Origin of the sequence: Pseudomonas sp. RSB 5.4 (assembly GCF_037126175.1) — a bacterium.
GTDB classification, from domain to species: domain Bacteria; phylum Pseudomonadota; class Gammaproteobacteria; order Pseudomonadales; family Pseudomonadaceae; genus Aquipseudomonas; species Aquipseudomonas fluorescens_H.
Genome location: NZ_CP146986.1, coordinates 748,964 through 769,171, shown reverse-complemented (window position 1 = coordinate 769,171; position 20,208 = coordinate 748,964). Strand labels below are relative to the sequence as shown.

The 20,208-nt window shown below is 60.5% G+C and carries 24 protein-coding genes and 2 pseudogenes; 13 read left to right on the top strand and 13 right to left on the bottom strand.

The features are described 5' to 3' along the window. The first annotated feature begins 82 nt into the window (after positions 1 to 82). Both V9L13_RS03305 and V9L13_RS03300 read left to right on the top strand, forming a co-directional pair. Entirely contained in the window at positions 83 to 373 is a 291-nt protein-coding gene (locus tag V9L13_RS03305) for a hypothetical protein (RefSeq protein WP_338801447.1), read from the top strand. 83 nt (positions 374 to 456) lie between these two features. Continuing rightward, on the top strand, positions 457 to 1,002 hold the full coding sequence (locus V9L13_RS03300) for a hypothetical protein (RefSeq protein WP_338801446.1): 546 nt from the start codon (positions 457 to 459) through the stop codon (positions 1,000 to 1,002). A 40-nt stretch (positions 1,003 to 1,042) separates the two neighbouring features. On the opposite strand, the gene V9L13_RS03295 is transcribed toward V9L13_RS03300, so the two are convergent. Next, the gene (locus V9L13_RS03295; RefSeq protein WP_338801445.1) at positions 1,043 to 1,678 is read right to left on the bottom strand and encodes a hypothetical protein; all 636 of its coding nucleotides are present in this window, start codon (positions 1,676 to 1,678) and stop codon (positions 1,043 to 1,045) included. A 241-nt stretch (positions 1,679 to 1,919) separates the two neighbouring features. Here V9L13_RS03295 and V9L13_RS03290 point away from each other — a divergent pair, with 241 nt between their 5' ends. Then, positions 1,920 to 2,561 (top strand): TetR/AcrR family transcriptional regulator, encoded by a 642-nt coding sequence (locus V9L13_RS03290; protein WP_045122389.1) that lies wholly within the window; start codon positions 1,920 to 1,922, stop codon positions 2,559 to 2,561. Positions 2,562 to 2,758: 197 nt separating this feature from the next. On the opposite strand, the gene V9L13_RS03285 is transcribed toward V9L13_RS03290, so the two are convergent. Together V9L13_RS03285 and ggt are read right to left on the bottom strand one after the other, a co-directional pair. Continuing rightward, a complete protein-coding gene (locus V9L13_RS03285; protein WP_338801444.1) occupies positions 2,759 to 3,292 on the bottom strand; it encodes a cysteine hydrolase family protein in 534 nt (177 codons plus the stop codon). A 64-nt stretch (positions 3,293 to 3,356) separates the two neighbouring features. Beyond that, positions 3,357 to 5,084: a gamma-glutamyltransferase gene (gene ggt / locus V9L13_RS03280; RefSeq protein ID WP_338801443.1), complete on the bottom strand. Its 1,728-nt coding sequence runs from the start codon at positions 5,082 to 5,084 to the stop codon at positions 3,357 to 3,359. Positions 5,085 to 5,234: 150 nt separating this feature from the next. On the opposite strand from ggt, the gene V9L13_RS03275 reads away from it, so the two are divergent. Beyond that, entirely contained in the window at positions 5,235 to 5,750 is a 516-nt protein-coding gene (locus tag V9L13_RS03275; protein WP_338801442.1) for a methylated-DNA--[protein]-cysteine S-methyltransferase, read from the top strand. A 127-nt stretch (positions 5,751 to 5,877) separates the two neighbouring features. Here V9L13_RS03275 and V9L13_RS03270 read toward each other — a convergent pair whose 3' ends face one another. The 4 genes and pseudogenes from V9L13_RS03270 to V9L13_RS03255 form a co-directional block, all read right to left on the bottom strand. Then, positions 5,878 to 6,468 carry an NUDIX domain-containing protein gene (locus tag V9L13_RS03270; protein WP_103521197.1) on the bottom strand — a complete coding sequence of 197 codons (591 nt, stop codon included), beginning with the start codon at positions 6,466 to 6,468 and terminating at the stop codon, positions 5,878 to 5,880. 153 nt (positions 6,469 to 6,621) lie between these two features. After that, a pseudogene (locus V9L13_RS03265) lies at positions 6,622 to 7,623 on the bottom strand (chitinase); the annotation flags it as partial. Positions 7,624 to 7,663: 40 nt separating this feature from the next. Further along, entirely contained in the window at positions 7,664 to 8,299 is a 636-nt protein-coding gene (locus tag V9L13_RS03260; protein ID WP_003223871.1) for a lytic polysaccharide monooxygenase auxiliary activity family 9 protein, read from the bottom strand. A gap of 222 nt (positions 8,300 to 8,521) precedes the next feature. Next, the gene (locus V9L13_RS03255) at positions 8,522 to 8,959 is read right to left on the bottom strand and encodes a hemerythrin domain-containing protein (protein ID WP_003223870.1); all 438 of its coding nucleotides are present in this window, start codon (positions 8,957 to 8,959) and stop codon (positions 8,522 to 8,524) included. 148 nt (positions 8,960 to 9,107) lie between these two features. Here V9L13_RS03255 and V9L13_RS03250 point away from each other — a divergent pair, with 148 nt between their 5' ends. Continuing rightward, positions 9,108 to 9,533 carry a GNAT family N-acetyltransferase gene (locus V9L13_RS03250; RefSeq protein WP_338801441.1) on the top strand — a complete coding sequence of 142 codons (426 nt, stop codon included), beginning with the start codon at positions 9,108 to 9,110 and terminating at the stop codon, positions 9,531 to 9,533. 110 nt (positions 9,534 to 9,643) lie between these two features. Here V9L13_RS03250 and V9L13_RS03245 read toward each other — a convergent pair whose 3' ends face one another. Beyond that, the gene (locus V9L13_RS03245; protein WP_103486093.1) at positions 9,644 to 9,994 is read right to left on the bottom strand and encodes a hypothetical protein; all 351 of its coding nucleotides are present in this window, start codon (positions 9,992 to 9,994) and stop codon (positions 9,644 to 9,646) included. Between the two features lie 134 nt (positions 9,995 to 10,128). Between V9L13_RS03245 and V9L13_RS03240 the strand changes: the two genes are divergently transcribed. The 8 genes from V9L13_RS03240 to V9L13_RS03205 all read left to right on the top strand — a co-directional run bounded on the left by V9L13_RS03240 (position 10,129) and on the right by V9L13_RS03205 (position 14,834). Beyond that, the gene (locus tag V9L13_RS03240; RefSeq protein ID WP_201138123.1) at positions 10,129 to 10,458 is read left to right on the top strand and encodes a DUF6388 family protein; all 330 of its coding nucleotides are present in this window, start codon (positions 10,129 to 10,131) and stop codon (positions 10,456 to 10,458) included. 25 nt (positions 10,459 to 10,483) lie between these two features. Beyond that, a complete protein-coding gene (locus V9L13_RS03235; protein WP_338801440.1) occupies positions 10,484 to 11,188 on the top strand; it encodes a YoaK family protein in 705 nt (234 codons plus the stop codon). A 179-nt stretch (positions 11,189 to 11,367) separates the two neighbouring features. Further along, positions 11,368 to 11,760, top strand: a complete 393-nt coding sequence (tusD, locus tag V9L13_RS03230) for a sulfurtransferase complex subunit TusD (protein ID WP_027614682.1) — start codon at positions 11,368 to 11,370, stop codon at positions 11,758 to 11,760. A 1-nt stretch (position 11,761) separates the two neighbouring features. Next, positions 11,762 to 12,118: a sulfurtransferase complex subunit TusC gene (tusC, locus tag V9L13_RS03225; protein ID WP_338801439.1), complete on the top strand. Its 357-nt coding sequence runs from the start codon at positions 11,762 to 11,764 to the stop codon at positions 12,116 to 12,118. Then, a complete protein-coding gene (gene tusB / locus V9L13_RS03220; RefSeq protein WP_338801438.1) occupies positions 12,118 to 12,411 on the top strand; it encodes a sulfurtransferase complex subunit TusB in 294 nt (97 codons plus the stop codon). Before tusC ends, tusB begins: the two co-directional genes overlap by 1 nt. Then, complete coding sequence (locus V9L13_RS03215) at positions 12,408 to 12,743, top strand: TusE/DsrC/DsvC family sulfur relay protein (RefSeq protein ID WP_003223861.1); 336 nt, start codon at positions 12,408 to 12,410, stop codon at positions 12,741 to 12,743. The genes tusB and V9L13_RS03215 overlap by 4 nt, the downstream gene beginning before the upstream one ends. Further along, positions 12,740 to 13,741: a glycosyl transferase family protein gene (locus tag V9L13_RS03210; protein WP_338801437.1), complete on the top strand. Its 1,002-nt coding sequence runs from the start codon at positions 12,740 to 12,742 to the stop codon at positions 13,739 to 13,741. The genes V9L13_RS03215 and V9L13_RS03210 overlap by 4 nt, the downstream gene beginning before the upstream one ends. Positions 13,742 to 13,832: 91 nt before the next feature. Beyond that, the gene (locus tag V9L13_RS03205; RefSeq protein WP_338801436.1) at positions 13,833 to 14,834 is read left to right on the top strand and encodes a glutathione S-transferase family protein; all 1,002 of its coding nucleotides are present in this window, start codon (positions 13,833 to 13,835) and stop codon (positions 14,832 to 14,834) included. Positions 14,835 to 14,951: 117 nt separating this feature from the next. On the opposite strand, the pseudogene cysG reads toward V9L13_RS03205, so the two are convergent. The 5 genes and pseudogenes from cysG to lolA form a co-directional block, all read right to left on the bottom strand. Further along, positions 14,952 to 16,345: pseudogene (gene cysG / locus V9L13_RS03200) on the bottom strand (siroheme synthase CysG). Beyond that, positions 16,346 to 17,626 carry a serine--tRNA ligase gene (gene serS, locus V9L13_RS03195; RefSeq protein ID WP_003223852.1) on the bottom strand — a complete coding sequence of 427 codons (1,281 nt, stop codon included), beginning with the start codon at positions 17,624 to 17,626 and terminating at the stop codon, positions 16,346 to 16,348. 15 nt (positions 17,627 to 17,641) lie between these two features. Next, entirely contained in the window at positions 17,642 to 18,016 is a 375-nt protein-coding gene (crcB, locus tag V9L13_RS03190; RefSeq protein WP_003223851.1) for a fluoride efflux transporter CrcB, read from the bottom strand. After that, complete coding sequence (locus tag V9L13_RS03185; protein WP_003223849.1) at positions 18,016 to 19,338, bottom strand: replication-associated recombination protein A; 1,323 nt, start codon at positions 19,336 to 19,338, stop codon at positions 18,016 to 18,018. Before V9L13_RS03185 ends, crcB begins: the two co-directional genes overlap by 1 nt. Positions 19,339 to 19,510: 172 nt before the next feature. Further along, on the bottom strand, positions 19,511 to 20,131 hold the full coding sequence (gene lolA, locus V9L13_RS03180) for an outer membrane lipoprotein chaperone LolA (RefSeq protein WP_338801435.1): 621 nt from the start codon (positions 20,129 to 20,131) through the stop codon (positions 19,511 to 19,513). Positions 20,132 to 20,208: the final 77 nt, after the last annotated feature.

Below are 20,208 nucleotides of genomic sequence, written 5' to 3'. Positions count from 1 at the left end.
GTCCGGGATCGGGCCAGTGATCGCTGACACGTGTAGCCGTGCGATTTATCCTGACGCGCTTATGCCTCCACCGAGTATGACCATGACTGCATTGCTGACCGCCCGCGACGTTTGCCAGCGCTTGCGCGAGGCTGCGCTGGGTGTGCTGATGTTCAACCGATTAGAGGCGTCCGGTGCTGCCGGACTGGTTGCGGTCGATATCGAGGGCTGGCGCCTATTGCTGGATGTTGAGGGTGGGCGCTTGCATCACTGTGAACAGTGCCGCTGCCCGGATGGCCGCGAATGGCATTTCAATAGCCGTTACGGCACCGACCCGGTGAATCTGCTCAGTACCTGGGAACTGGCGCAGATCGAAAATCTGTTGAAGCCCTGAGCACCTCACGGACAAAGTCGATTGCTCAATGATGGCACTCTGCCCATAATTCGCACCCCTTATTCCTCACGCAAGGAAACGCCGTGAAAAAGTCTCTGTTGTTGATCCCGATGCTGGCCGTGCTGCTGCAAGGTTGTGGCATGACCATGACCCGCTACGAACCGAGCTTCGAAAACGTTCAAAAGCTCAAGCAGACTCCGCCCCTGCATGCAGTCAGCAATTCGCAGGTGACTGCCGAGTCCGGCGAAGGTTCGCTGACAGTTCGAGCCAATCCGGTGCGCTCGCCGTCCGGCAGCATCCCGGCGCACATCCAGGACGCGATCACTGAAGAACTGCGCAAGGCCGGCCTGCTTGATCCGCAAGCTCAGCGTCAGCTGAAAGTGCTGGTGGTGAAGAACAATCTGTCGGCCGGCATGGGCACCGGCGAAGGCCAACTCGCGGCACGCTTCACCCTGCTCAATGGCCAGAATGTGGTCTACGACGCGACCAAGAATGTCAGCAGCCAGTGGAGCAGCAGCTTCTTCGGTTTCATTGCAATTCCGAATGCGGTCAACGCCTATAACCCGATGCTGCGCGATCTGCTGAAGGAACTGTACAGCGATCCGCAGTTCATCCAGGCCCTGAAGTAAGGGCAAAAAAAGAGCCGCGATTGCGGCTCTTTTTTTGGCATCAGGCCCGCGGAGTGCGGGTCTCGAGCGCCGAGTATTTCAGGGTATTGTTGTCGATCATCTGCTTGAGCAGCGCGTTGACCTGACGGGCGAAAGTGTCGTTGACCGCCGCCTTCGGAGTGTTGCCCATCAGCGGAATGAACCAGATACCGATCCAGGTACCGACCGCATCATGGTTGCTCGCGGTGGTCAGGGCCTGGCCTGTGCCGTCGACGGCTTCGAGGCTCATGGTGTACTGATCGGTGCCGTACGCCGGGATCACCATCAGACTGAAACCACTGATGAAGGCCAGCACCATCGAACCGGCATTCGGCGGATGGTTGTACATTTTCAGACGCAGGCTGTAGTCACCCGGCTGCTTCTGGAACTCGTCCAGGGTGACACGACCGAACAGACCCGAATCGGTCAGAATCTTTTGCAGCTCTGGTTTGAGCTGATCTCGCGCTTGCGGCACTTCTACGGCCGAAGTGCTTTTCGGCTCGCCCTGATAGAAGTCGAAGTCCACATACACGTTCGGTTTATTCGCGTAGCTGGCCATCGATGGCAGCTTGACCGGCGCAACTTCGTCTTTGGTGAAACTGGCACAACCACCGAGCGTGAGCACCAGGCCCAGCGCCACGACTTTCCCGAATTGCATGTTGTCTTCCCTATATGAACCGAGCCAAATGATAGCAATGAGCCTCCATTGCGGAGGCGGGGCGGATTCTAGAGAGAGCGGTCGCTTGAGGAAAGGCCGCATCGGGAAATTTACACAAAAATATTCGCTCAGCTATGCCGCAAATCGAGCAGTCAGCTGGCCTCATCGCTATATAGTTTTGTATATTGCGAAACCGAATTTGCCAGTATCCGCCCATGCCATTCATTCACACCGTGTTCCCATGAGCGCCATTCGCGTACGCAACGAGCAATTGATCCTCGCCGCCGCCAGCGAAGAGTTTGCCGCCAACGGCTTCGACGCCACCCAGACCCGCGACATCGCCGCCCGTGCCGGCGTGCCCAAGGCCAACCTGTATTACTACTTCCAGACCAAGGAAAACCTCTATTCCAAGGTCCTGTTGGGGTTTGTCGAACCGCTGCTGGAAGCCTCGGCAGCGCTGCGCGAAAGCGACGATCCCATGATCGGCCTGCGCGCCTACGTCGCCGCACGCATCCGCATCGCTCGCGAACATCCGGCCATCGCCAAGGTCTTCAGCGGCGAACTGCTACTCGGCGGTCGCCAACTGCCAGACGAGTGCCGCGACCTGCTGCACGCCGAAGCCCGGCGCAACGTCGACTGCCTGCGCAGCTGGATCGAACGCGGCCTCCTGGCCCCGGTGGACCCGGAACACCTGATGCTGTTCATCTGGTCGGCGACCCGCACCTACACCAACATTGGCTGGCAAATGGGCTGCATCACCGGGCGCGCAGTGCCGCAGGATGAGGATTATCAGACGGCGGCGGAGACGATTACGCGGATGGTGCTGGAGGGCGTCGTGGCACCGCGGGCTGGGGAGATTCGTGGGGTTTTGTTTGCGACTTGAGGTGTTAGGGCTGCTGCGCGGCCCGGCGCGAGCAAGCTCGCTCGCCACAGGGGATTTGTGCTGGACATGGAATCCGTGAACACCATCAATCAATGTGGGAGCGGGCTTGCTCGCGAAGGCGTCGGATCAGCCCACACATGCGTCACAGGCCCGCCGCTTTCGCGAGCAAGCCCGCTCCCACAGGGGTATTCGCTGGTTTAGAGAATGATCTCGGCTGCAGGTTTGACATCGACCCGGGCCGTGGCACCGGTCAGGTGCGCCAAGTCCTTGTTGTGTTCGGCGATGATGTCTTCGGCGCTCATGTTGCCGTTGTCGACGGTGGAATGGGCGTCTGCCACGAGCACCACGTCGTAACCCAGCTCATGGGCCTGACGCACGGTGGCGTTGACGCAGTAGTCGGTCTGCAGGCCGCAGATGACCAAGCGTTCGAAATCTTCACTGGGCAGCAGTTTGCCCAGGTCGGTCTGGTAGAACGAATCCGGGGTGGTTTTGCGTACGCGTAGATCTTGCGCGGCCGTCAGTAGGCCTTCGGCGAGTTGCCAGCCTGCGGCACCATGGGCCAGCGGGCTGTCCTTTTCTTCATGCTGAATCAGCACCACCGGCACGCCAGCCTTGCGCGCGCGGGTGCTGATCTGGTTGATGGTATCGATCACGCGGCGAATGTCGAAGCACTGGTATTCGCCCGAGCAGAGAGCCTGTTGGACGTCGATGATCAACAATGCGCTAGACATGATGGGTCTTCCTTGATCGCCTCGAAACAGGGGCGGACCTGAATCCGCCCCCTTTTTACGCCTCTCAGTAGCCCAGTGACAACCCGGTATTGCGCCGTGGATCGTTGGCCCCGTAGAAACGGTTGTTGCCCACCGGTTTACCGCCCAGCGACGGCGCGCCGACGAGGATCGCCGCGATATGGTTGGCATCCTGCGGCCCTGCAAACTTGTGGCCCCAGCTCTCGAGAATCTTCTTCGTATCCGGGCTGGCGGCGAAGTCTTCGAGGTTGGTTTCCTCCGGCATCCATTGCTGGTGGAAGCGCGGCGCGTCGACCGCCTCCTGCAGGCCCATGCCGTAGTCGATGACGTTGAGCATGGTCAGCAAGGTCGCAGTGATGATGCGGCTGCCACCCGGGGTGCCGACCACCATCACCACTTTGCCGTCCTTGGTGACGATGGTCGGGCTCATCGACGACAGCGGGGTTTTGCCCGGGGCGATGGCGTTGGCCTCGCCCTGCACCAGGCCGTACATGTTCGGCACGCCGACCTTGGAGGTGAAGTCGTCCATTTCGTCGTTGAGGATCACCCCGGTCTTGCTCGCCATCACCCCGGCGCCGAACCAGTCGTTGAGGGTGTAAGTCACCGACACCGCGTTGCCCCACTTGTCGACGATCGAATAATGCGTGGTGTTATTGCCTTCATGCGGTGCGACGCCGGGTTTCAGCTCGGCGGAAATTCCGGCCTTCTGCGGCTGGATCGCGTTGCGCAGCTTGGTCGCGTAGTTCTTGTCCAGCAGATGCTCGATCGGATTCTTCACAAAATCCGGGTCACCCAGATAGCTGTTGCGATCGACATAGGCGTGGCGCATCGCTTCGATCTGGTAGTGCATGCCTTGGGCCGAATGGAAGCCCAGATCCTTCATCGGATAGCCTTCAAGAATGTTCATGATCTCGCAGATCACCACCCCGCCGGAGCTTGGTGGTGGCGCCGAGACCACGTGGTAACCACGGTAATCGCATTCAACCGGCGCCAGCTCGCGGGTCTTGTACTTGTCGAGGTCGGCCTGGGTGATGATGCCCTTGTTGGCCTGACTGGACGTGACGATGGCGTCGGCCACCCAGCCCTTATAGAAGCCGTCAGCGCCTTTTTCGGAAATGGTGCGCAGGGTTTTCGCCAGATCCTTCTGCACCAGTTTCTGCCCGACCTGCATCGGCTCGCCGTTGTGCAGGAAGATCGACCCGGAATCACGCATGTCCTTTTTGAACACATCGGTGGCGTAGTCCAGCAGATCAACGTCGCCCTGCTCCAGCTCGAAGCCGTCTTCAGCCAGTTTGATCGCCGGGGCGATCATTTCCTTGCGCGGTTTGGTGCCGTACTTGCTCAGCGCCAGCTCCATGCCCGACACGGTGCCCGGCACCGCCACGGCGAGGTGACCACGGGTGCTCAGGTCGGGAACGACGTTGCCGTCCTTGTCCAGATACATGTTGGCCGTCGCCGCCAGCGGGGCTTTTTCGCGGAAGTCGAGGAAGGTCTTGCGCCCGTCCGCCAGTTGAATGGTCATGAAACCGCCACCGCCAAGGTTGCCTGCCGCGGGATATACCACCGCCAGCGCATAGCCCACGGCGACCGCCGCATCCACCGCGTTACCGCCGTTTTTCAACACATCGACGCCGACATGGGAGGCCAGGTGCTGGGCGGTGACCACCATGCCGTTCTCGGCGGCAACCGGTGCCACGGAGGCGGCATGGGCCATGAGGCAGCTCAGTGCCAGTGAAGTCGCAATCAGCGTTTTGGCCAAAGGTTCGTACTTCATGAGTCGATCTCTTTTTTGTTATTGGATGGTGTGCAGAACAGGGGGGAACGCTTTAAAGGCAACCAGCAGTATGGTCGTTATTGCGATTTGCGCCTCCCCGATCAGGCAGTATGCTGGTTGCCGTTGCCGCGCCGACCCGGAGTTTTGCCCATGCCCTACACGTTCATCACCCTGCCCTCACCGGTCGGCGAATTGAAGCTGGTTGCGAACGGCTCACGACTGGCGGCCATCCTCTGGGAAAACGACAAACCGGGCCGGGTGCGCCTCGGTCCGATGAGCGAAGCGCCGGACAATCCGCTGCTGCAGCGAACCGCACAGCAGCTTGAAGAATATTTTGCCGGCAAGCGTGATCGCTTCGACCTGGAACTGGATTTTGTCGGCACCGATTTTCAGAAAAAGGTCTGGGCGGCGCTGCTGACGATTCCGTTTGGCGAAACCCGCACCTACAGCCAGATCGCCGAGCAGATCGGTAATCCGACAGCCGTACGTGCGGTGGGAGCGGCGAATGGGCGCAATCCGATTTCGATCGTGGCGCCGTGTCATCGGGTGATTGGCGCGTCGGGGAAGTTGACCGGGTTTGCGGGTGGGCTTGAGGCCAAGGAAAGATTGCTGACGCTGGAGGGAGGTGACTGGTCTGACGTCGGTAGAACAGGCGACCTGTTTTAACTCTGTAAATGCCATTGTGTGGCGAGGGAGCTCGCTCCCGCTCCGGTGCGCAGCACTGGCAAAAACCTGGGGCCGCTGCGCAGCCCAGCGGGAGCAAGCTCCCTCGCCACAATGGATTGGCGCTGAATCAGGTGTTGAACAGATTATTCATCGCCGCATACTGCAGCAGCATGATGGTCTTGGCGTCGCAGATTTCGCCGCGCTGGAACGCCGCCAGTGCTTCGTCGAAACCCCACTCGAGCACTTCCAGTTCTTCGGTTTCCTCTTCCAGTCCGCCACCCTCGCTGACCTTCGACTTCGCGTCGTACTCGGCAATAAAGAAGTGCAGCTTTTCGGTCACCGAGCCAGGGCTCATGTAAGCCTCGAATACCTTCTTCACGTCATGCACGCGGTAGCCGGTTTCCTCTTCGGCCTCATCGCGAATTCGCTGTTCCGGCGCAGCACCTTCCAGCAGCCCCGCTGCCACTTCGATCAACAAACCGTCGTGGCCGTTGACGAACACCGGCAAGCGGAATTGACGGGTCAGCACCACGGTACGCTGTGCGCGGTTGAACAACAGGATCGCGGCACCATTGCCACGGTCGTAAACCTCGCGCGTCTGCCGCTGCCAGTCGCCGTTATTGCGCAGGTAGTCAAAGGTGATTTTCTGCAACAGATACCAGTCGTGGGACAACACCTCAGTGTCGACAATGTTGACCCGCTCGGCTGTCTTGATCATGACGCCAGATCCTTGTGCCATCGGAAAACGCCCATAGTCGATTAATCGCGCCCACAAAAAAAGCCCGGCAGCGCTACCGGGCTTCTTTATTTGCGATTAACGGGCGAGACGCGATAACGCTTCATCCGTTTCCTGCACTGCTGTGCGGACGCCGTGAATCAGCGGCCCATAACGCCGGCTGAACTCCCAGTTGTACGGCACGCGATCCTTGCTGACACCGTTATCCCAGTTCACCGACCAGGTCATCAGCCCTCTGATCGGCAGCCCTTTGATCGCCAGACGCTTGAGCGCATTGCCCACTGCGGTGCTGTCGATCACATAACCGGTGGCGGCCGCATCGACGTTGGCCGGCAGGCCGATGACGAATTTGTCCGCCGGGATTTTGGTGAAACCGCGGGTTCCGGTCACCAGACTTTCGGTCAGGTAATAGAGGAAGTCCTCTTTCAGCGCATCGTTGTTCTGCGCGATCCACGCGCCATTGCCGTTATTGGCTTCCGGCACCCAGACTCCGTCGCCGCCCTGGTTGTAGAACTGCGGGGCGATGAAGTCGTAATAGCCTTCGAGTGCCTGCAGGTAACCAACGTATTTGCCGTTGGTGGTCAGGTACGGAAACTCCGGGGCCATGCTGATGATGAAGTGCTTGCCCTGGCCTGCGTAGTGATCCTTGACCAGTTTCAGCGCGGCTGGCAGCACGGTCTTGTTGGCAGCGAAATCAATCGCGCTCTGTTCAAGATCGATGTCCAACCCATCGAAGCCGTAGGTTTCCACCAGACGGATGATTTCATTGGCCAGCGGTTGTTCCTGCCCGCTGCGCAACTCGATGTGTGCATCGGCGCCCCCCAGGGACAGCAGCACCGCCCGCCCCTGGCTGTTGAGTACGCCGACCTGACGCCGGAACTCGGCATCGGAGACGTTGTACGGCTTGAAGGTCGGAATCCCGCTGCCCTTCATGAACGCCACCGCGATCACGTTGTACTCCTTGGGCACGGCTTCCAGAGCGATCTCGGCGAATCGGCCCTGGCGATAGCCGTCACTCGGACCCGCCGGCCAGTTGTGCCAGAAGCCCATGAGTATTTTTTTGCCGGCGATGCTCGGCATCAGCGAGGCCGCGTCGGCCGCCTGGTTTTGCACTAGCGTGAAGTCGATATTTGACATGTTCTAATCCTTCAGAACCTGTGGGTTGAGCGTAACGCCGTTATTTGAAGTCGACGTCGAACGCCTGATAGAACGCGTTGCCGGTGTTGGCGACGATCCACATCAACACGATGACGTGACGACCCTTTTTATTGGCCGGCAATTTCACCGAATGATTGACCTTGGCCTTCAATTCCCCCGGATAGCTGTAATACGGCACTTGAGTGTAGAAGTCTTCGGCGAAAGGCTGCGCCTCGAGCTGTGCACGGGAAATCCGCTGTTTCGGATCCCAGCCATCCTTGGTGATCATCCAGCGATAGCCACGGGTGGTGTGCGGCGCGGTGTATTCCCACTTCACTTCCAGTGTCTGGCCCGGGGTAACGCTGAGCAGCGGCCAGTTGAACGGACGGTTGAGCTTCTTGCTCATTTCCTCGTCGGTGAAGTTTACGCAGTCACGGGCATCGGTCTTGCCGCCGCTGAGAATGTAACCATCGGCGGGCGGTGTGACGCTGTCACTGTCGCTGCCATAGGGAGCAGGAAAAGGCCCTGCCACGAGCGCCGGGAAGTTCTTGCCGCCTTCCATTTCGTTGACCTGCCAGGCACCGAGCAATCCTTGCTCGATGGCTACCGCACCGCGGCTGGCTGGAGAGGTGACGCGACCGTGTCGCAGTTGGGTTTGAGCTTGTGGTTGATTCATGTTTTTCACTCCGTTGATTTAAGAACTCTCCTGTCCGAGGAGAGGCCTTCAAGCTAACGGAGGTGGTTTTTTTGTCCATCGGCGGTTTTGTCGCAGGCAATCGACCGCCCGAATTGAAAACACCGAAAATACTGGATGGATATCCAGTCAATTGCGACAACACCCACCTGACGCATGGCTAAAGGCCTACACGCCGACACAGCAAAAACCTGCATTCACCACTCACTCCAGTTGTGCCTGGTATTCTTTTTCGTACTGCCCGGCAAGCTGTTCTTTTTGCTTGTCGTCAAGCAACTTGCCTGCCATCTGGAAGAACTTCTGTTCCTCTTCCTTGAGATGGTGATGAACCTTGTCCGAGAGTTTCTTGGCGGTCGCCAGCCACGCCGGACTGGACATCTCGGTCTCGTCCAGCTCTTCCATCATCTCGTCCATTTCATGGTGCTCGGAGATGGCATGGCGACTGAGGTCGACACCGTTGTCGAATTCCATCAGCGGGATGTAGAAGTGGCGTTCTTCGGCGGTTTCATGGGCCTGCAGTTCAGCCTTGAGCTGTTTGTAGGCCTCAACCCGCTCCGGAGTATCACCGCTGGTTTCGACCAGGGCTTTGGCGTAGCTGCGCTGGCGGTCATGGCTTTCGCGAAGGGCTTCGAAAATATTCATGGGGTGATCCTCATCAGTCGCGTTCGGAAATGACGCTGTAAAACCTAGACCCCGACGTCTCAGCGACGGTTCCAAAGGCTTGAGGAAGGACTTGGAGGACGCCCCCCGGCAGGATAGGCTGCGGATTCACCTCACAAGGAAGTTGCGCATGACGTTACGAATCGAGCTGTCGCAGAACCCCACGGAAGAACAACGCAAGGCCATTCTCGAGCCTTTGATTGCGTATAACGACGCCCAGACCGGTGGTTCCGTGTCAGAACCCTTCGCCCTGCTGGTGCGCGATGAACACGACGCGATTCTCGGCGGTTTGTATGGCCGGGTGATTTTTACCTGGATGTACATTGAGTTGCTGTGCGTCCCGGAACAAGGCCGCGGACAACGCATCGGCTCGGAACTGATGGCCATGGCGGAAAATCTGGCCCGAGAGAAGAACTGCTTGGGCATCTGGCTGGACACCTTCGATTTTCAGGCGCCGGAGTTTTACAAGAAGTTGGGATTCAGCCAGTTTGGCGAGATCGTGGACTACCCGCCGGGGCATAGTCGGCATTATTTCCAGAAGCGTTTGACCGGGTGAATGCACTGGCCCCATCGCGAGCAGGCTCACTCCTACACTGGATTTGTATTTGTCACCAATCCTGTAGGAGTGAGCCTGCTCGCGATGGCGGCAGCCGCCTCAACGCAAGATCAGAGACAGGTCGCCAACCCCGCCAACCGGCGCTTAGCGACAAAATCATCCTTCTGCACGTAATAATTGAGCACGGTCCCCGACGCATCGCTGGTCACGTCGACAAACGACTCCGCCGAACGCGTATACACCGTCGAACCACCCTTCTTGCCCGGTTGCAGATAGGCCCCCGCATCCACGCCAAACACCGCCTCGTCCTGCCAGGCGAATTGCACGCACTGGGCCACGACTTGCTCGGGCTTGTCCGAGGTCAGAACCTTGTAAGGGGCTTTGGTGCGAGAATCATCCATCACCGAACCCGCGCAGCCAGCCAGCACGGTCGCGGCCAGCGCTACCATCAGAATTCGCATTGCATTCGCTCATTCAGAAAAAAGCGGACTGTATCACCGCAACAGGCAAAATCGTTCTGCTTTACTGCATTTATAGCGCGACACGCATCGGCCGCTCCGGCACCCTAGGGTCATCAGCCTCACAAGGAACACACATGGCGCCCACCGACCAGCGACATGAACAAGCCCTGAAACTGTTTCTCGACGCGCGCCCCGAACTGCGCGAAACCCTCGATCATCTCAATCCGCTGCTGGCCCAGGCCAAGGGCGAAACCCCGGCGCAATATCGTGAAGAACGCCTGCACGAAGCCTTCGAGGCCGAGGCGGAGCATCAAGGGCTGTTCGCTTGGGAACTGACCTTGCTCCTGACGGCGGCAACGCCCGAGGACTATCAGGCCCAGCGCATGGAGGTGCACCGCGAGGTGGCGGAAATGGCGCACATGAGCTGGCCGGACTATTGCGACCTGTATGGGTTAGAACCGTAACCGCCGCTCAAGGATATCGCCGCCGATGCTGCCTTCGACCTCGACTCACCGCGCCACGTCCGGACATCTGCACCGGCAGAAGTGGCGTGGCCGTATCGGTCTGGCACTGGTGGCCAGTCTGTCGGTGCTGGCGGGCATGACCGACGCGATCGGCTTCATGGCCAGCGGCGATTTCGTTTCGTTCATGAGCGGCAACACCACGCGGCTGGCGGTGGCGATCAGTGACGGCGACCTCGGACTGACGTTGCGCCTGATCATCCTCGTCGTCACCTTCGTGATCGGTAATGCCTTGGGGATCGTGATCGGGCGCCTCGGTGGTCGGCGCACATTGCCCTTGTTGCTGTGCATCACCACCTTGCTCTGCCTGGCGGCCGCCTGGCCATATGACACGCAACTGCCGGCGCTGCTGGCGGCGATCATCGCAATGGGCATGCTCAACGCGGCGGTCGAGGAAGTGAACGGTCTGCCGGTCGGCCTGACTTACGTGACCGGAGCGTTGTCGCGGTTCGGCCGTGGACTGGGGCGCTGGATGCTCGGCGAACGCCGTAACGGCTGGCGGGTGCAACTGGTGCCGTGGAGCGGGATGTTCATCGGCGCGATTCTCGGTGCGGTGCTGGAACATCATTTCGGGCTTCGGGCATTGTTCGCCAGCGGCTTGCTGGCTGCTGTACTGGGCGTGCTGTCCCTGAGCATTCCGCGGCGTTGGCAACTGGGCTATATGCCCCGCTGAAATACGATCCTGTGGGAGCGGGCTTGCTCGCGAAAGCGGTGCATCAGTCAAAGATGTTTTGAATGACCCAACGCCTTCGCGAGCAAGCCCGCTCCCACAGAGGGCATGTGCTTCACTTGGTTTCGCGGCTGCCTTCATAAAGCATTATCATGGCCGCAGTTTTGCTGATCGAGTCCGTCATGAAGTTCGCCATCGCGCTGTTTTCCGCCGCCCATGCGCCCTCCTCGCGCCGTGCCCTGCTGTTTGCGCAGGCTGCGCTGGCCGGCGGGCATGAGATTGTCCGGCTGTTTTTCTATCAGGACGGCGTCTACAACGCCTCGGACGCGGTGGTCACCCCGCAGGACGAACTGGACCTGCCCAAACAGTGGCGCGCGTTCATCAGCGAGCAGCAACTGGACGGCGTGGTGTGCATCGCCGCCGCCCTGCGCCGTGGCGTGCTGAATGACGAAGAAGCCAAACGCTACCAGCGTGATGCGGTCGCGGTCAGCGCGCCGTGGGAATTGTCCGGCCTCGGCCAGTTGCACGATGCGGTGCAGGACGCCGATCGACTGATCTGTTTCGGAGGCGCGTGAGATGGCCAAATCGCTGTTGATCATCAGCCGCCAGTCGCCGTGGTCCGGCCCCGGCGCCCGCGAAGCGCTGGACATCGTGCTGGCCGGCGGCGCGTTCGATCTGCCGATCGGCCTGCTGTTTCTCGACGACGGCGTGCTGCAACTGGCCGCTGGACAGAACGCCAAGGCCCTGCAACAGAAAGACCTCAGCGCCAACCTGCAGGCGCTGCCGATGTTCGGCGTCGAAGAACTGTTCTACTGCGCCGACAGCGCCAGCCATCGTGGCCTGAGCAGTCTGTCGCTGGACGAAGCGCAGCCGCTCGGTGCCAGCGAAATCCCCGCCCTCATTGACCGCTACGACCAGGTGATCACCCTCTGATGTCGACTTTGCATGTGTTGTCTCATTCCCCGTTCGGCGACGATCGCCTGAGCAGTTGCCTGCGCGTGATCGGCGCTGCCGACGCCTTGCTGTTATCCGGCGATGCCGTTTACGCCCTGCAACCGGGCACCGCGCCGTTCAACACGCTGAACGAGCGCCGGGTCAAGCTGTTCGCCCTCGCCGAAGACCTGCAGGCCCGTGCCATCGTTGCTCCCGACTGGGCCGAAGCCATCGATTACCCGGCCTTCGTCGAACTGTCGATCCACCACGACAAGGTCAACAGCTGGCTATGAACTCCATGACTGTCGGCGCCCGCGCCATCGAACTGGACAAGGACGGCTTTCTGGTCGACCTCGACGACTGGTCCCATGACGTCGCCAGCGCCCTCGCCGCCGCTGAAGACATCGAACTGACGGCGGAACACTGGGAAGTCCTCGAACTGCTGCGCAGCTTCTACGCAGAATTCCAGCTGTCGCCGGCCACCCGCCCGCTGATCAAGTACACCGCACTCAAACTCGGCCCGGACAAAGGCAACAGCCTGCACCTGAACCGACTGTTCAAAGGCACCCCTGCCAAGCTCGCCGCGAAACTGGCGGGCCTGCCCAAACCGACGAATTGCTTATGACCGACTTTCCAGCGCTGACCCTCGAAACGCCCGCCGAGCACCCGTTCGCGCAATTCGTGCGGATCCTCGGCAAGGGCAAGCGCGGTGCCCGCGACCTGACCCGCGAGGAAGCGCGGGAAGCCATGGGCATGGTGCTCGACGACAAAGTCGAAGACACCCAGCTCGGGGCCTTTCTGATGCTGCTGCGGCACAAGGAAGAAAGCGCCGAGGAAATGGCCGGTTTCACCGAAGCCCTCCGCGAGCGCCTGTCAGCACCAACGCTGAACGTCGATCTGGACTGGCCGACCTACGCCGGCAAGAAACGCCATCTGCCGTGGTATCTGCTGTCGGCCAAGTGCCTGGCGCAAAACGGCGTGCGGATTTTCATGCACGGCGGCGGCGCGCATACCGCCGGGCGCCTGTACACCGAACAACTGCTTGGCGAGTTGAACATTCCGCTGTGCCGCACCTGGCAGCAGGTCGGCAGCGCGCTGGACAACGGTGGTCTGGCGTTCATGCCGCTGATGGACTGGGCGCCGCAGTTGCAGAAGATGATCGACCTGCGCAACACCATGGGCCTGCGTTCGCCGATCCATTCGCTGGCACGGATTCTCAATCCGCTGCGCGCCCGTTGTGGCCTGCAAAGCATTTTCCACCCGGGCTATCAAGCGGTGCATCGCGAGGCCAGCGGTCTGCTCGGCGACACGGCGATCGTGGTCAAGGGCGATGGCGGCGAAATCGAGATCAACCCGGATGCCGACAGCCACCTCTATGGCACCACAGGCGGCAAGAGCTGGGACGAGGAATGGCCGCAACTGTCGAGCCAGCGCCACGTCAAACCGGCCTCGCTGGATGTCGAGCATTTGAAAGCGATTTGGCGCGGCGAGGTGGTCGACAGCTATCCGCAGATGGCGCTGATCTCGACCATGGCCTTGGCCCTGCGCGGTCTCGGTCAAAGTCGCGAGCAAGCGTTCGAAACCGCCGAGCAATACTGGGCTGCGCGTAACAAATCGATTTAACCGATCATCGACGCCCGATCTTTGCGCTTTTTGTTCGAACTCATCGGAATAGACTCGGCTCCAACGCTTATTGGATTCAGGAGTCTTGATCATGGGTTTACTCGTCGACGGCCACTGGCAGGACAAGTGGTACGAAAGCAGCAAGGACGGCGCGTTCCAGCGCGAACAGGCGCAGCGCCGTCACTGGGTCACCACTGACGGCCAGCCAGGGCCGAGCGGTGAAGGCGGTTTCGCCGCCGAAGCCGGGCGCTATCACCTTTACGTTTCCCTCGCCTGCCCCTGGGCACACCGCACGCTGATCCTGCGCAAGCTCAAAGGCCTGGAAAATCTGATCGACGTCTCCGTGGTCAGTTGGCTGATGCTGGAAAACGGCTGGACCTTCGACAAAGCCCACGGCTCGACTGGCGACAAGCTCGATCACTTCGATTTCATGCACCAGCGCTACACCGCCGACACGCCCGACTACACCGGCCGCGTCACCGTACCGGTGCTGTGGGACAAAAAACTCAAGCGCATCGTCAGCAATGAATCGGCGGAAATCATCCGCATGTTCAACAGCGCCTTCGATGACCTGACCGGTAACGAGCTGGACTTCTACCCCGCGCCGTTACGCGGCGAGATCGATGCACTGAATGAACGGATTTATCCCGCAGTCAACAACGGCGTGTATCGCGCTGGGTTCGCCACCTCGCAACAGGCTTATGAAGAGGCGTTCGATGAGGTGTTTGCCGAGCTGGATCATCTGGAACGGGTGCTGAGCGCCAATCGCTATCTGACGGGTGAATACCTGGCCGAGGCCGATGTGCGACTGTTCACCACGATGATTCGCTTCGATGCGGTGTACCACGGACACTTCAAGTGCAATCTGCGGCGGATTGCTGATTATCCGAACCTGTCGAACTGGCTGCGTGAGCTGTATCAGTGGCCGGGGCTTGGCGAGACGGTGGATTTTCAGCACATCAAAAATCACTACTACGGTAGCCACAAGACCATCAATCCGACGGGGATTGTGCCGAAGGGGCCGAAGCAGGATTTCACCATCGCTCATGATCGGGAGCGGCTGAGCGGGAAAGGAGTTTGGCGGCGGGGTTAATTGATTCGGTGTTTTCGAGGGCCTCTTCGCGAGCAAGCCCGCTCCCACATTGGATTTGTGCATGACACAGATCCAATGTGGGAGCGGGCTTGCTCGCGAAGGAGGGCAACTCGGTTTTCAGACTTGCGCCTGAGCCCCTTCAAACCACGCCAGTTTCTCGCGCAACTGCACCACTTCACCGACGATCACCAGCGTCGGCGCATGCACTTCATGCTCCGCCACCAGACGCGGCAAATCGGCCAGCGTACCCGTGAAGACCCGCTGATTGACCGTGGTGCCCTGCTGGATCAGCGCCGCCGGGGTATCTGCCGAGCGACCGTGTTTGATCAACTGCTCGCAGATCACCGGCAAGCCCACCAGGCCCATATAGAACACCAGCGTCTGCGCCGGGGCGACGAGGTCGGCCCAAGGCAGATCGGTGGAACCGTCCTTCAGGTGACCGGTGACGAAGCGTACCGACTGCGCGTAATCGCGATGGGTCAGCGGAATCCCGGCATACGCCGCGCAACCGCTGGCCGCCGTGATCCCCGGCACCACCTGGAACGGAATCCCGTGGGCCGCCAGCTCTTCGATCTCTTCACCGCCGCGACCGAAGATGAACGGATCACCGCCCTTCAAGCGCACCACGCGTTTGCCGGCCTTGGCCAGATCCACCAGTTGCTGGTTGATCTGATCCTGCGGCACCGCATGATCAGCGCGACGCTTGCCGACGTAGACGCGCTCGGCATCGCGACGGCACAGCTCAAGAATCGCCGGAGCGACCAAACGGTCGTACAGCACCACGTCGGCTTGCTGCATCAGGCGCAAGGCGCGGAAGGTCAGCAGATCCGGATCACCCGGCCCGGCCCCCACCAGATACACCTCACCGGTGGTGATCGCCGCTTCGCCATCGATTTTGGCCTGCAACAGACGTTCGGCTTCGCTGCCCTGCCCGGCCAGTTGCCGATCGGCAATCGGACCCTGAAACACGTCTTCCCAGAAACCACGACGTTGCTGCACATCCGGAAACAGGTTTTTCACCTGATTACGGAAACGTGCGGCCAGTCCGGCCAATTGGCCATAAGTTGAGGGAATCCAGGTTTCGATCTTGGCCCGAATCAGCCGCGCCAGCACCGGCGCATCGCCGCCGCTGGACACCGCAATAATCAGCGGCGAGCGATCGACGATCGCCGGGAAGATCACGCTGCACAGCTGCGGCGCGTCGACCACATTGACCGGCACGCAACGCCGATGGGCATCGCTGGAGACTTGAGCGTTGAGCGTTTCGTCGTCGGTGGCGGCGATGATCAGCCCGCAACCGTCCAGATCCGCTTCCACGTAACCACGCAGCAGACATTCGCCACCGCTGGCGCTGACCAGTTCGCGCAGTTGCGCTTCGATTTCAGGTGCGACCACCCGCAGCAGCGCACCGGCATCGGCCAGCAGGCGGGATTTGCGCAAGGCAATTTCCCCCCGCCGACCACCAACACACGACTGCCGCGCAGGTTGTGAAACAGCGGCAGATATTTCATTTAGCCGATGACCTCAAGGCCACCCATGTACGGCTTCAGTACGTCCGGCACACGGATCGAACCGTCGGCCTGCTGGTAGTTTTCCAGCACCGCCACCAGCGTACGACCGACCGCCAGGCCCGAACCGTTGAGGGTGTGCACCAGCTCAGGCTTGCCGGTTTCCGGGTTGCGGAAACGCGCCTGCATGCGGCGGGCCTGGAAGTCGCCGCAGTTGGAGCACGACGAGATTTCGCGGTACTTGTCCTGGCTCGGAATCCACACTTCGAGGTCGTAGGTCTTGACGGCGCTGAAGCCCATGTCGCCGGTGCACAGCGCCAGGGTGCGGTAAGGCAGACCCAGCAGTTGCAGGACTTTCTCGGCGTTGGCGGTCAGGCCTTCCAGCGCTTCCATCGACGTCGACGGCTCGACGATCTGCACCATTTCAACTTTGTCGAACTGATGCTGACGGATCATCCCGCGAGTATCACGACCCGACGCACCGGCTTCGCTGCGGAAGCACGGGGTGTGGGCGACGAACTTGATCGGCAACAGTTTCGAGTCGACGATTTCGCCGGCCACGATGTTGGTCAAGGACACTTCGGCGGTCGGAATCAGGTACAGATCGGCTTCGCCTTCGCGAGCGATCTTGAACAGGTCTTCCTCGAACTTCGGCAGTTGACCGGTGCCTTGCAGCGCCGGGGCCTGAACCAGATAAGGCGTGTAGGCCTCTTCGTAGCCATGCTCGTTAACGTGCAGGTTGATCATGAACTGCGCCAGGGCGCGGTGCAGACGGGCGATCGGGCCGCGCAGCAGGGCGAAACGCGCGCCGGACAGCTTGGCGGCGGTTTCAAAGTCCAGCCAGCCGAACTTCTCACCGAGGGCGACGTGGTCTTTGACTTCGAAATCGAACTGCGTCGGGGTGCCCCAGCGGCGCACTTCGACGTTGTCGTCTTCGTCTTTGCCGACCGGTACCGATTCATGCGGCAGGTTGGGGATACCCAGCAGGATCGAGTCCAGCTCGGTCTGGATCGCGTCCAGCTCGACTTTACCGGCACTCAGCTCGCCCGCCATGCGCTCGACGTCCGCCATCAGCGGCGCGATGTCTTCGCCGCGCTGCTTGGCCTGACCGATGGATTTGGAACGCGCGTTACGCTCAGCCTGCAGTGCTTCGGTGCGGGTCTGGACGGTCTTGCGCTGTTCTTCCAGCGCTTCGATGCGCGCGGTATCCAGGGCAAAGCCACGGGAAGCCAGGCGGTCCGCTACGTCCTGAAGGTTGCTACGTAACAGTTTGGAATCGAGCATGTCGGTTTCTCGTTATCAAAGTTTGGTCAGGGACAGGCCGGCCCACGTCGCGAGCAGCCCGCCGAATACGCTGATTGCCGCATAGCCCAGGGCCAGCGGCACTTGCCCGCTTTCCAGCAGACGCACCGTATCCAGTGAAAAGGATGAAAAAGTCGTCAGCCCTCCGAGGAAGCCGACGATCAACCCGGCACGCACCTCGATCGGCACCTCCGGGCGTATCAGAAACAGGCCGTACAACACGCCAATCAGCAGACAGCCCACGATATTAACGGCCAGCGTCGCGGTATAGAAGTGCCGCGGCCAATTGGCGTTGACCCAATTGCCGGTGGCGAAGCGCAACAGGGTGCCGGCAATTCCGCCGACGGAGACCGCAACGATCAATGGAAGCACTATTTTCTCCGCTGTCTTGGGCTTAAACGGTCGAGTTGAGCGAGGTGGTTGAGCTTCTCGCCGATCTTCAATTCCAGGCCACGGGGCACCGGTTGGTAGAACGGAATCGGTTCGAGTTCTTCCGGGAAATAGTCTTCGCCGGCGGCATAGGCGTCCGGCTCGTCGTGGGCGTAGCGATATTCGTCGCCATAGCCCAACTGCTTCATCAGCTTGGTTGGGGCATTGCGCAAGTGCAGCGGCACTTCCAGCGAACCGTACTCGGCAGCGGCGCGCAGCGCAGTCTTGAAACCCATGTACACCGCATTGCTTTTCGGTGCGCAGGCCAGATAGGTGATGGCCTGAGCCACCGCCAACTCGCCTTCCGGACTGCCGAGGCGCTCCTGCACTTCCCACGCCGCCAGGCACAGGCTCAGAGCACGCGGGTCGGCATTGCCGATGTCTTCGCTGGCCATGCGCACCACGCGCCGCGCCAGATACAGCGGATCGCAGCCGCCGTCGATCATTCGCGCGAACCAGTACAGCGCGCCATCGGGGTTGGAGCCACGCACCGACTTGTGCAGCGCCGAGATCTGGTCGTAGAACGCTTCGCCGCCCTTGTCGAAGCGTCGCCGGGTGTCGCCGAGCAGGCTTTGCAGCAGCTCGGTGCCCATCTCGCTGTTGTCTTCAGCCAGATCCGAGGCGTTCTCCAGCAGATTGAGCAGGCGCCGGCCATCGCCATCGGCGGCCGACAGCAGCATCTGGAAGCCTTCATCGCTGAGGGTCAGGTTGCGTTTGCCCAGCCCGCGCTCTTCGGTGAGTGCGCGGTGCACCAGTTTGCGCAGCGCGGTCTCGTCGAGGCTTTTCAGCACATAGACACGGGCCCGCGACAACAGCGCGTTGTTCAATTCAAACGAAGGGTTTTCGGTGGTGGCGCCGATGAAAATCAGCGTGCCGTCCTCAACATACGGCAGGAACGCATCCTGCTGCGACTTGTTGAAACGGTGCACTTCATCGACGAACAGAATCGTGCGCTTGCCGTACTGGCCGGCCTGCTGCTTGGCGATTTCCACCGCCTGACGGATCTCCTTGACCCCGGCGAGCACCGCCGAGACCGTTTCGAAGTGCGCATCCGAGACTTCCGCAAGCAATCGCGCGAGGGTGGTCTTGCCCACGCCCGGCGGCCCCCAGAAGATCATCGAATGCAGGGCACCCTGCTCCAGCGCCTCACGCAGAGGCTTGCCGCGAGCGAGCACGTGTTCCTGACCGACGTACTCATCCAGATTGGTCGCGCGCAAACGCGCGGCCAGTGGCTGGGCAATCGGTGCACTGCGAAACAGATCCATCACGTAGCGTTGAAACCTCTGATTGTCTGAAAGCCTGTCGAGAACCCTGTGGTGAGGGGATTCATCCCCGACTGACTGCGCAGCAGTCACCTTTTTTGGGGCTGCTCGCAGCCCATCGGGGATGAATCCCCTCGCCACAAAAGCCCCTTCACAGAACTACAGGGCTGAGGACTTATTCCTGGATAACGTCAGCACCCTTCGGGATGTCAAACTTGAACTTCGACGCCGATACAGGTTCGTTGGCCTTGACCCCGGTGAACAGGATGTTGGTGCGCTGACCGACGCTGTCGATCAGTTGCATGTCATTGACCAGACCATTACGGAACGACAGGCGCAGGCTGTCGAACAGGGTGTCCTTGGTTTTCGGCTTGAGGGTGAAGTCGATCACGCCGCCCGCCTCTTTCGCGCTGATCTCAAAGCTCTGGCTGATCTTCGACACATCACCGGACAGCAGCAGCGCCGGGGTCTGGGTCAGACGTTCGTCGAGCTTCTTGATGGTGGCCTGTTCCAGGTCAGGGTCCCACAGGGTGACTTTCTTGCCATCGGAGACCATGGTCTGCTCGTTTGGCGCTTCGGTGTGCCAGTAGAACAGGCCCGGACGCTGCAGAACCATATCACCGCGAGTTTCCTGCAACTGCGTGCCGCTGCCGTCGAGGGTCAGCTGGGAAAAATTCGCGGTCAGGGTTTTCGATGTTTCCAGCAATTGGGTCAGGCGCGCCACGTCTTTGTCATCGGCGTGGGCCGTGAAAGTGGTCAGCGCCAGTACTGGCAACAGCATGCGGATAAGACGCATGGGAGTCCTCTTGAATACTTGTGGGGAGGGGACGGCGCGTCATTGCGCCATCCTTTGTTGCAAATCGGAGCGGCCGA

What these genes read in the sequence shown, in the direction of transcription:
- V9L13_RS03305 (WP_338801447.1), top strand. Translation starts at nt 83, where the DNA reads ATGACTGCATTGCTGACCGCCCGCGACGTTTGCCAGCGCTTGCGCGAG.
- V9L13_RS03295 (WP_338801445.1), bottom strand. Translation starts at nt 1,678, where the DNA reads ATGCAATTCGGGAAAGTCGTGGCGCTGGGCCTGGTGCTCACGCTCGGT.
- V9L13_RS03290 (WP_045122389.1), top strand. Translation starts at nt 1,920, where the DNA reads ATGAGCGCCATTCGCGTACGCAACGAGCAATTGATCCTCGCCGCCGCC.
- V9L13_RS03285 (WP_338801444.1), bottom strand. Translation starts at nt 3,292, where the DNA reads ATGTCTAGCGCATTGTTGATCATCGACGTCCAACAGGCTCTCTGCTCG.
- ggt (WP_338801443.1), bottom strand. Translation starts at nt 5,084, where the DNA reads ATGAAGTACGAACCTTTGGCCAAAACGCTGATTGCGACTTCACTGGCA.
- V9L13_RS03275 (WP_338801442.1), top strand. Translation starts at nt 5,235, where the DNA reads ATGCCCTACACGTTCATCACCCTGCCCTCACCGGTCGGCGAATTGAAG.
- V9L13_RS03270 (WP_103521197.1), bottom strand. Translation starts at nt 6,468, where the DNA reads ATGATCAAGACAGCCGAGCGGGTCAACATTGTCGACACTGAGGTGTTG.
- V9L13_RS03260 (WP_003223871.1), bottom strand. Translation starts at nt 8,299, where the DNA reads ATGAATCAACCACAAGCTCAAACCCAACTGCGACACGGTCGCGTCACC.
- V9L13_RS03255 (WP_003223870.1), bottom strand. Translation starts at nt 8,959, where the DNA reads ATGAATATTTTCGAAGCCCTTCGCGAAAGCCATGACCGCCAGCGCAGC.
- V9L13_RS03250 (WP_338801441.1), top strand. Translation starts at nt 9,108, where the DNA reads ATGACGTTACGAATCGAGCTGTCGCAGAACCCCACGGAAGAACAACGC.
- V9L13_RS03245 (WP_103486093.1), bottom strand. Translation starts at nt 9,994, where the DNA reads ATGCGAATTCTGATGGTAGCGCTGGCCGCGACCGTGCTGGCTGGCTGC.
- V9L13_RS03240 (WP_201138123.1), top strand. Translation starts at nt 10,129, where the DNA reads ATGGCGCCCACCGACCAGCGACATGAACAAGCCCTGAAACTGTTTCTC.
- V9L13_RS03235 (WP_338801440.1), top strand. Translation starts at nt 10,484, where the DNA reads ATGCTGCCTTCGACCTCGACTCACCGCGCCACGTCCGGACATCTGCAC.
- tusD (WP_027614682.1), top strand. Translation starts at nt 11,368, where the DNA reads ATGAAGTTCGCCATCGCGCTGTTTTCCGCCGCCCATGCGCCCTCCTCG.
- tusC (WP_338801439.1), top strand. Translation starts at nt 11,762, where the DNA reads ATGGCCAAATCGCTGTTGATCATCAGCCGCCAGTCGCCGTGGTCCGGC.
- tusB (WP_338801438.1), top strand. Translation starts at nt 12,118, where the DNA reads ATGTCGACTTTGCATGTGTTGTCTCATTCCCCGTTCGGCGACGATCGC.
- V9L13_RS03215 (WP_003223861.1), top strand. Translation starts at nt 12,408, where the DNA reads ATGAACTCCATGACTGTCGGCGCCCGCGCCATCGAACTGGACAAGGAC.
- V9L13_RS03210 (WP_338801437.1), top strand. Translation starts at nt 12,740, where the DNA reads ATGACCGACTTTCCAGCGCTGACCCTCGAAACGCCCGCCGAGCACCCG.
- V9L13_RS03205 (WP_338801436.1), top strand. Translation starts at nt 13,833, where the DNA reads ATGGGTTTACTCGTCGACGGCCACTGGCAGGACAAGTGGTACGAAAGC.
- serS (WP_003223852.1), bottom strand. Translation starts at nt 17,626, where the DNA reads ATGCTCGATTCCAAACTGTTACGTAGCAACCTTCAGGACGTAGCGGAC.
- V9L13_RS03185 (WP_003223849.1), bottom strand. Translation starts at nt 19,338, where the DNA reads ATGGATCTGTTTCGCAGTGCACCGATTGCCCAGCCACTGGCCGCGCGT.
- lolA (WP_338801435.1), bottom strand. Translation starts at nt 20,131, where the DNA reads ATGCGTCTTATCCGCATGCTGTTGCCAGTACTGGCGCTGACCACTTTC.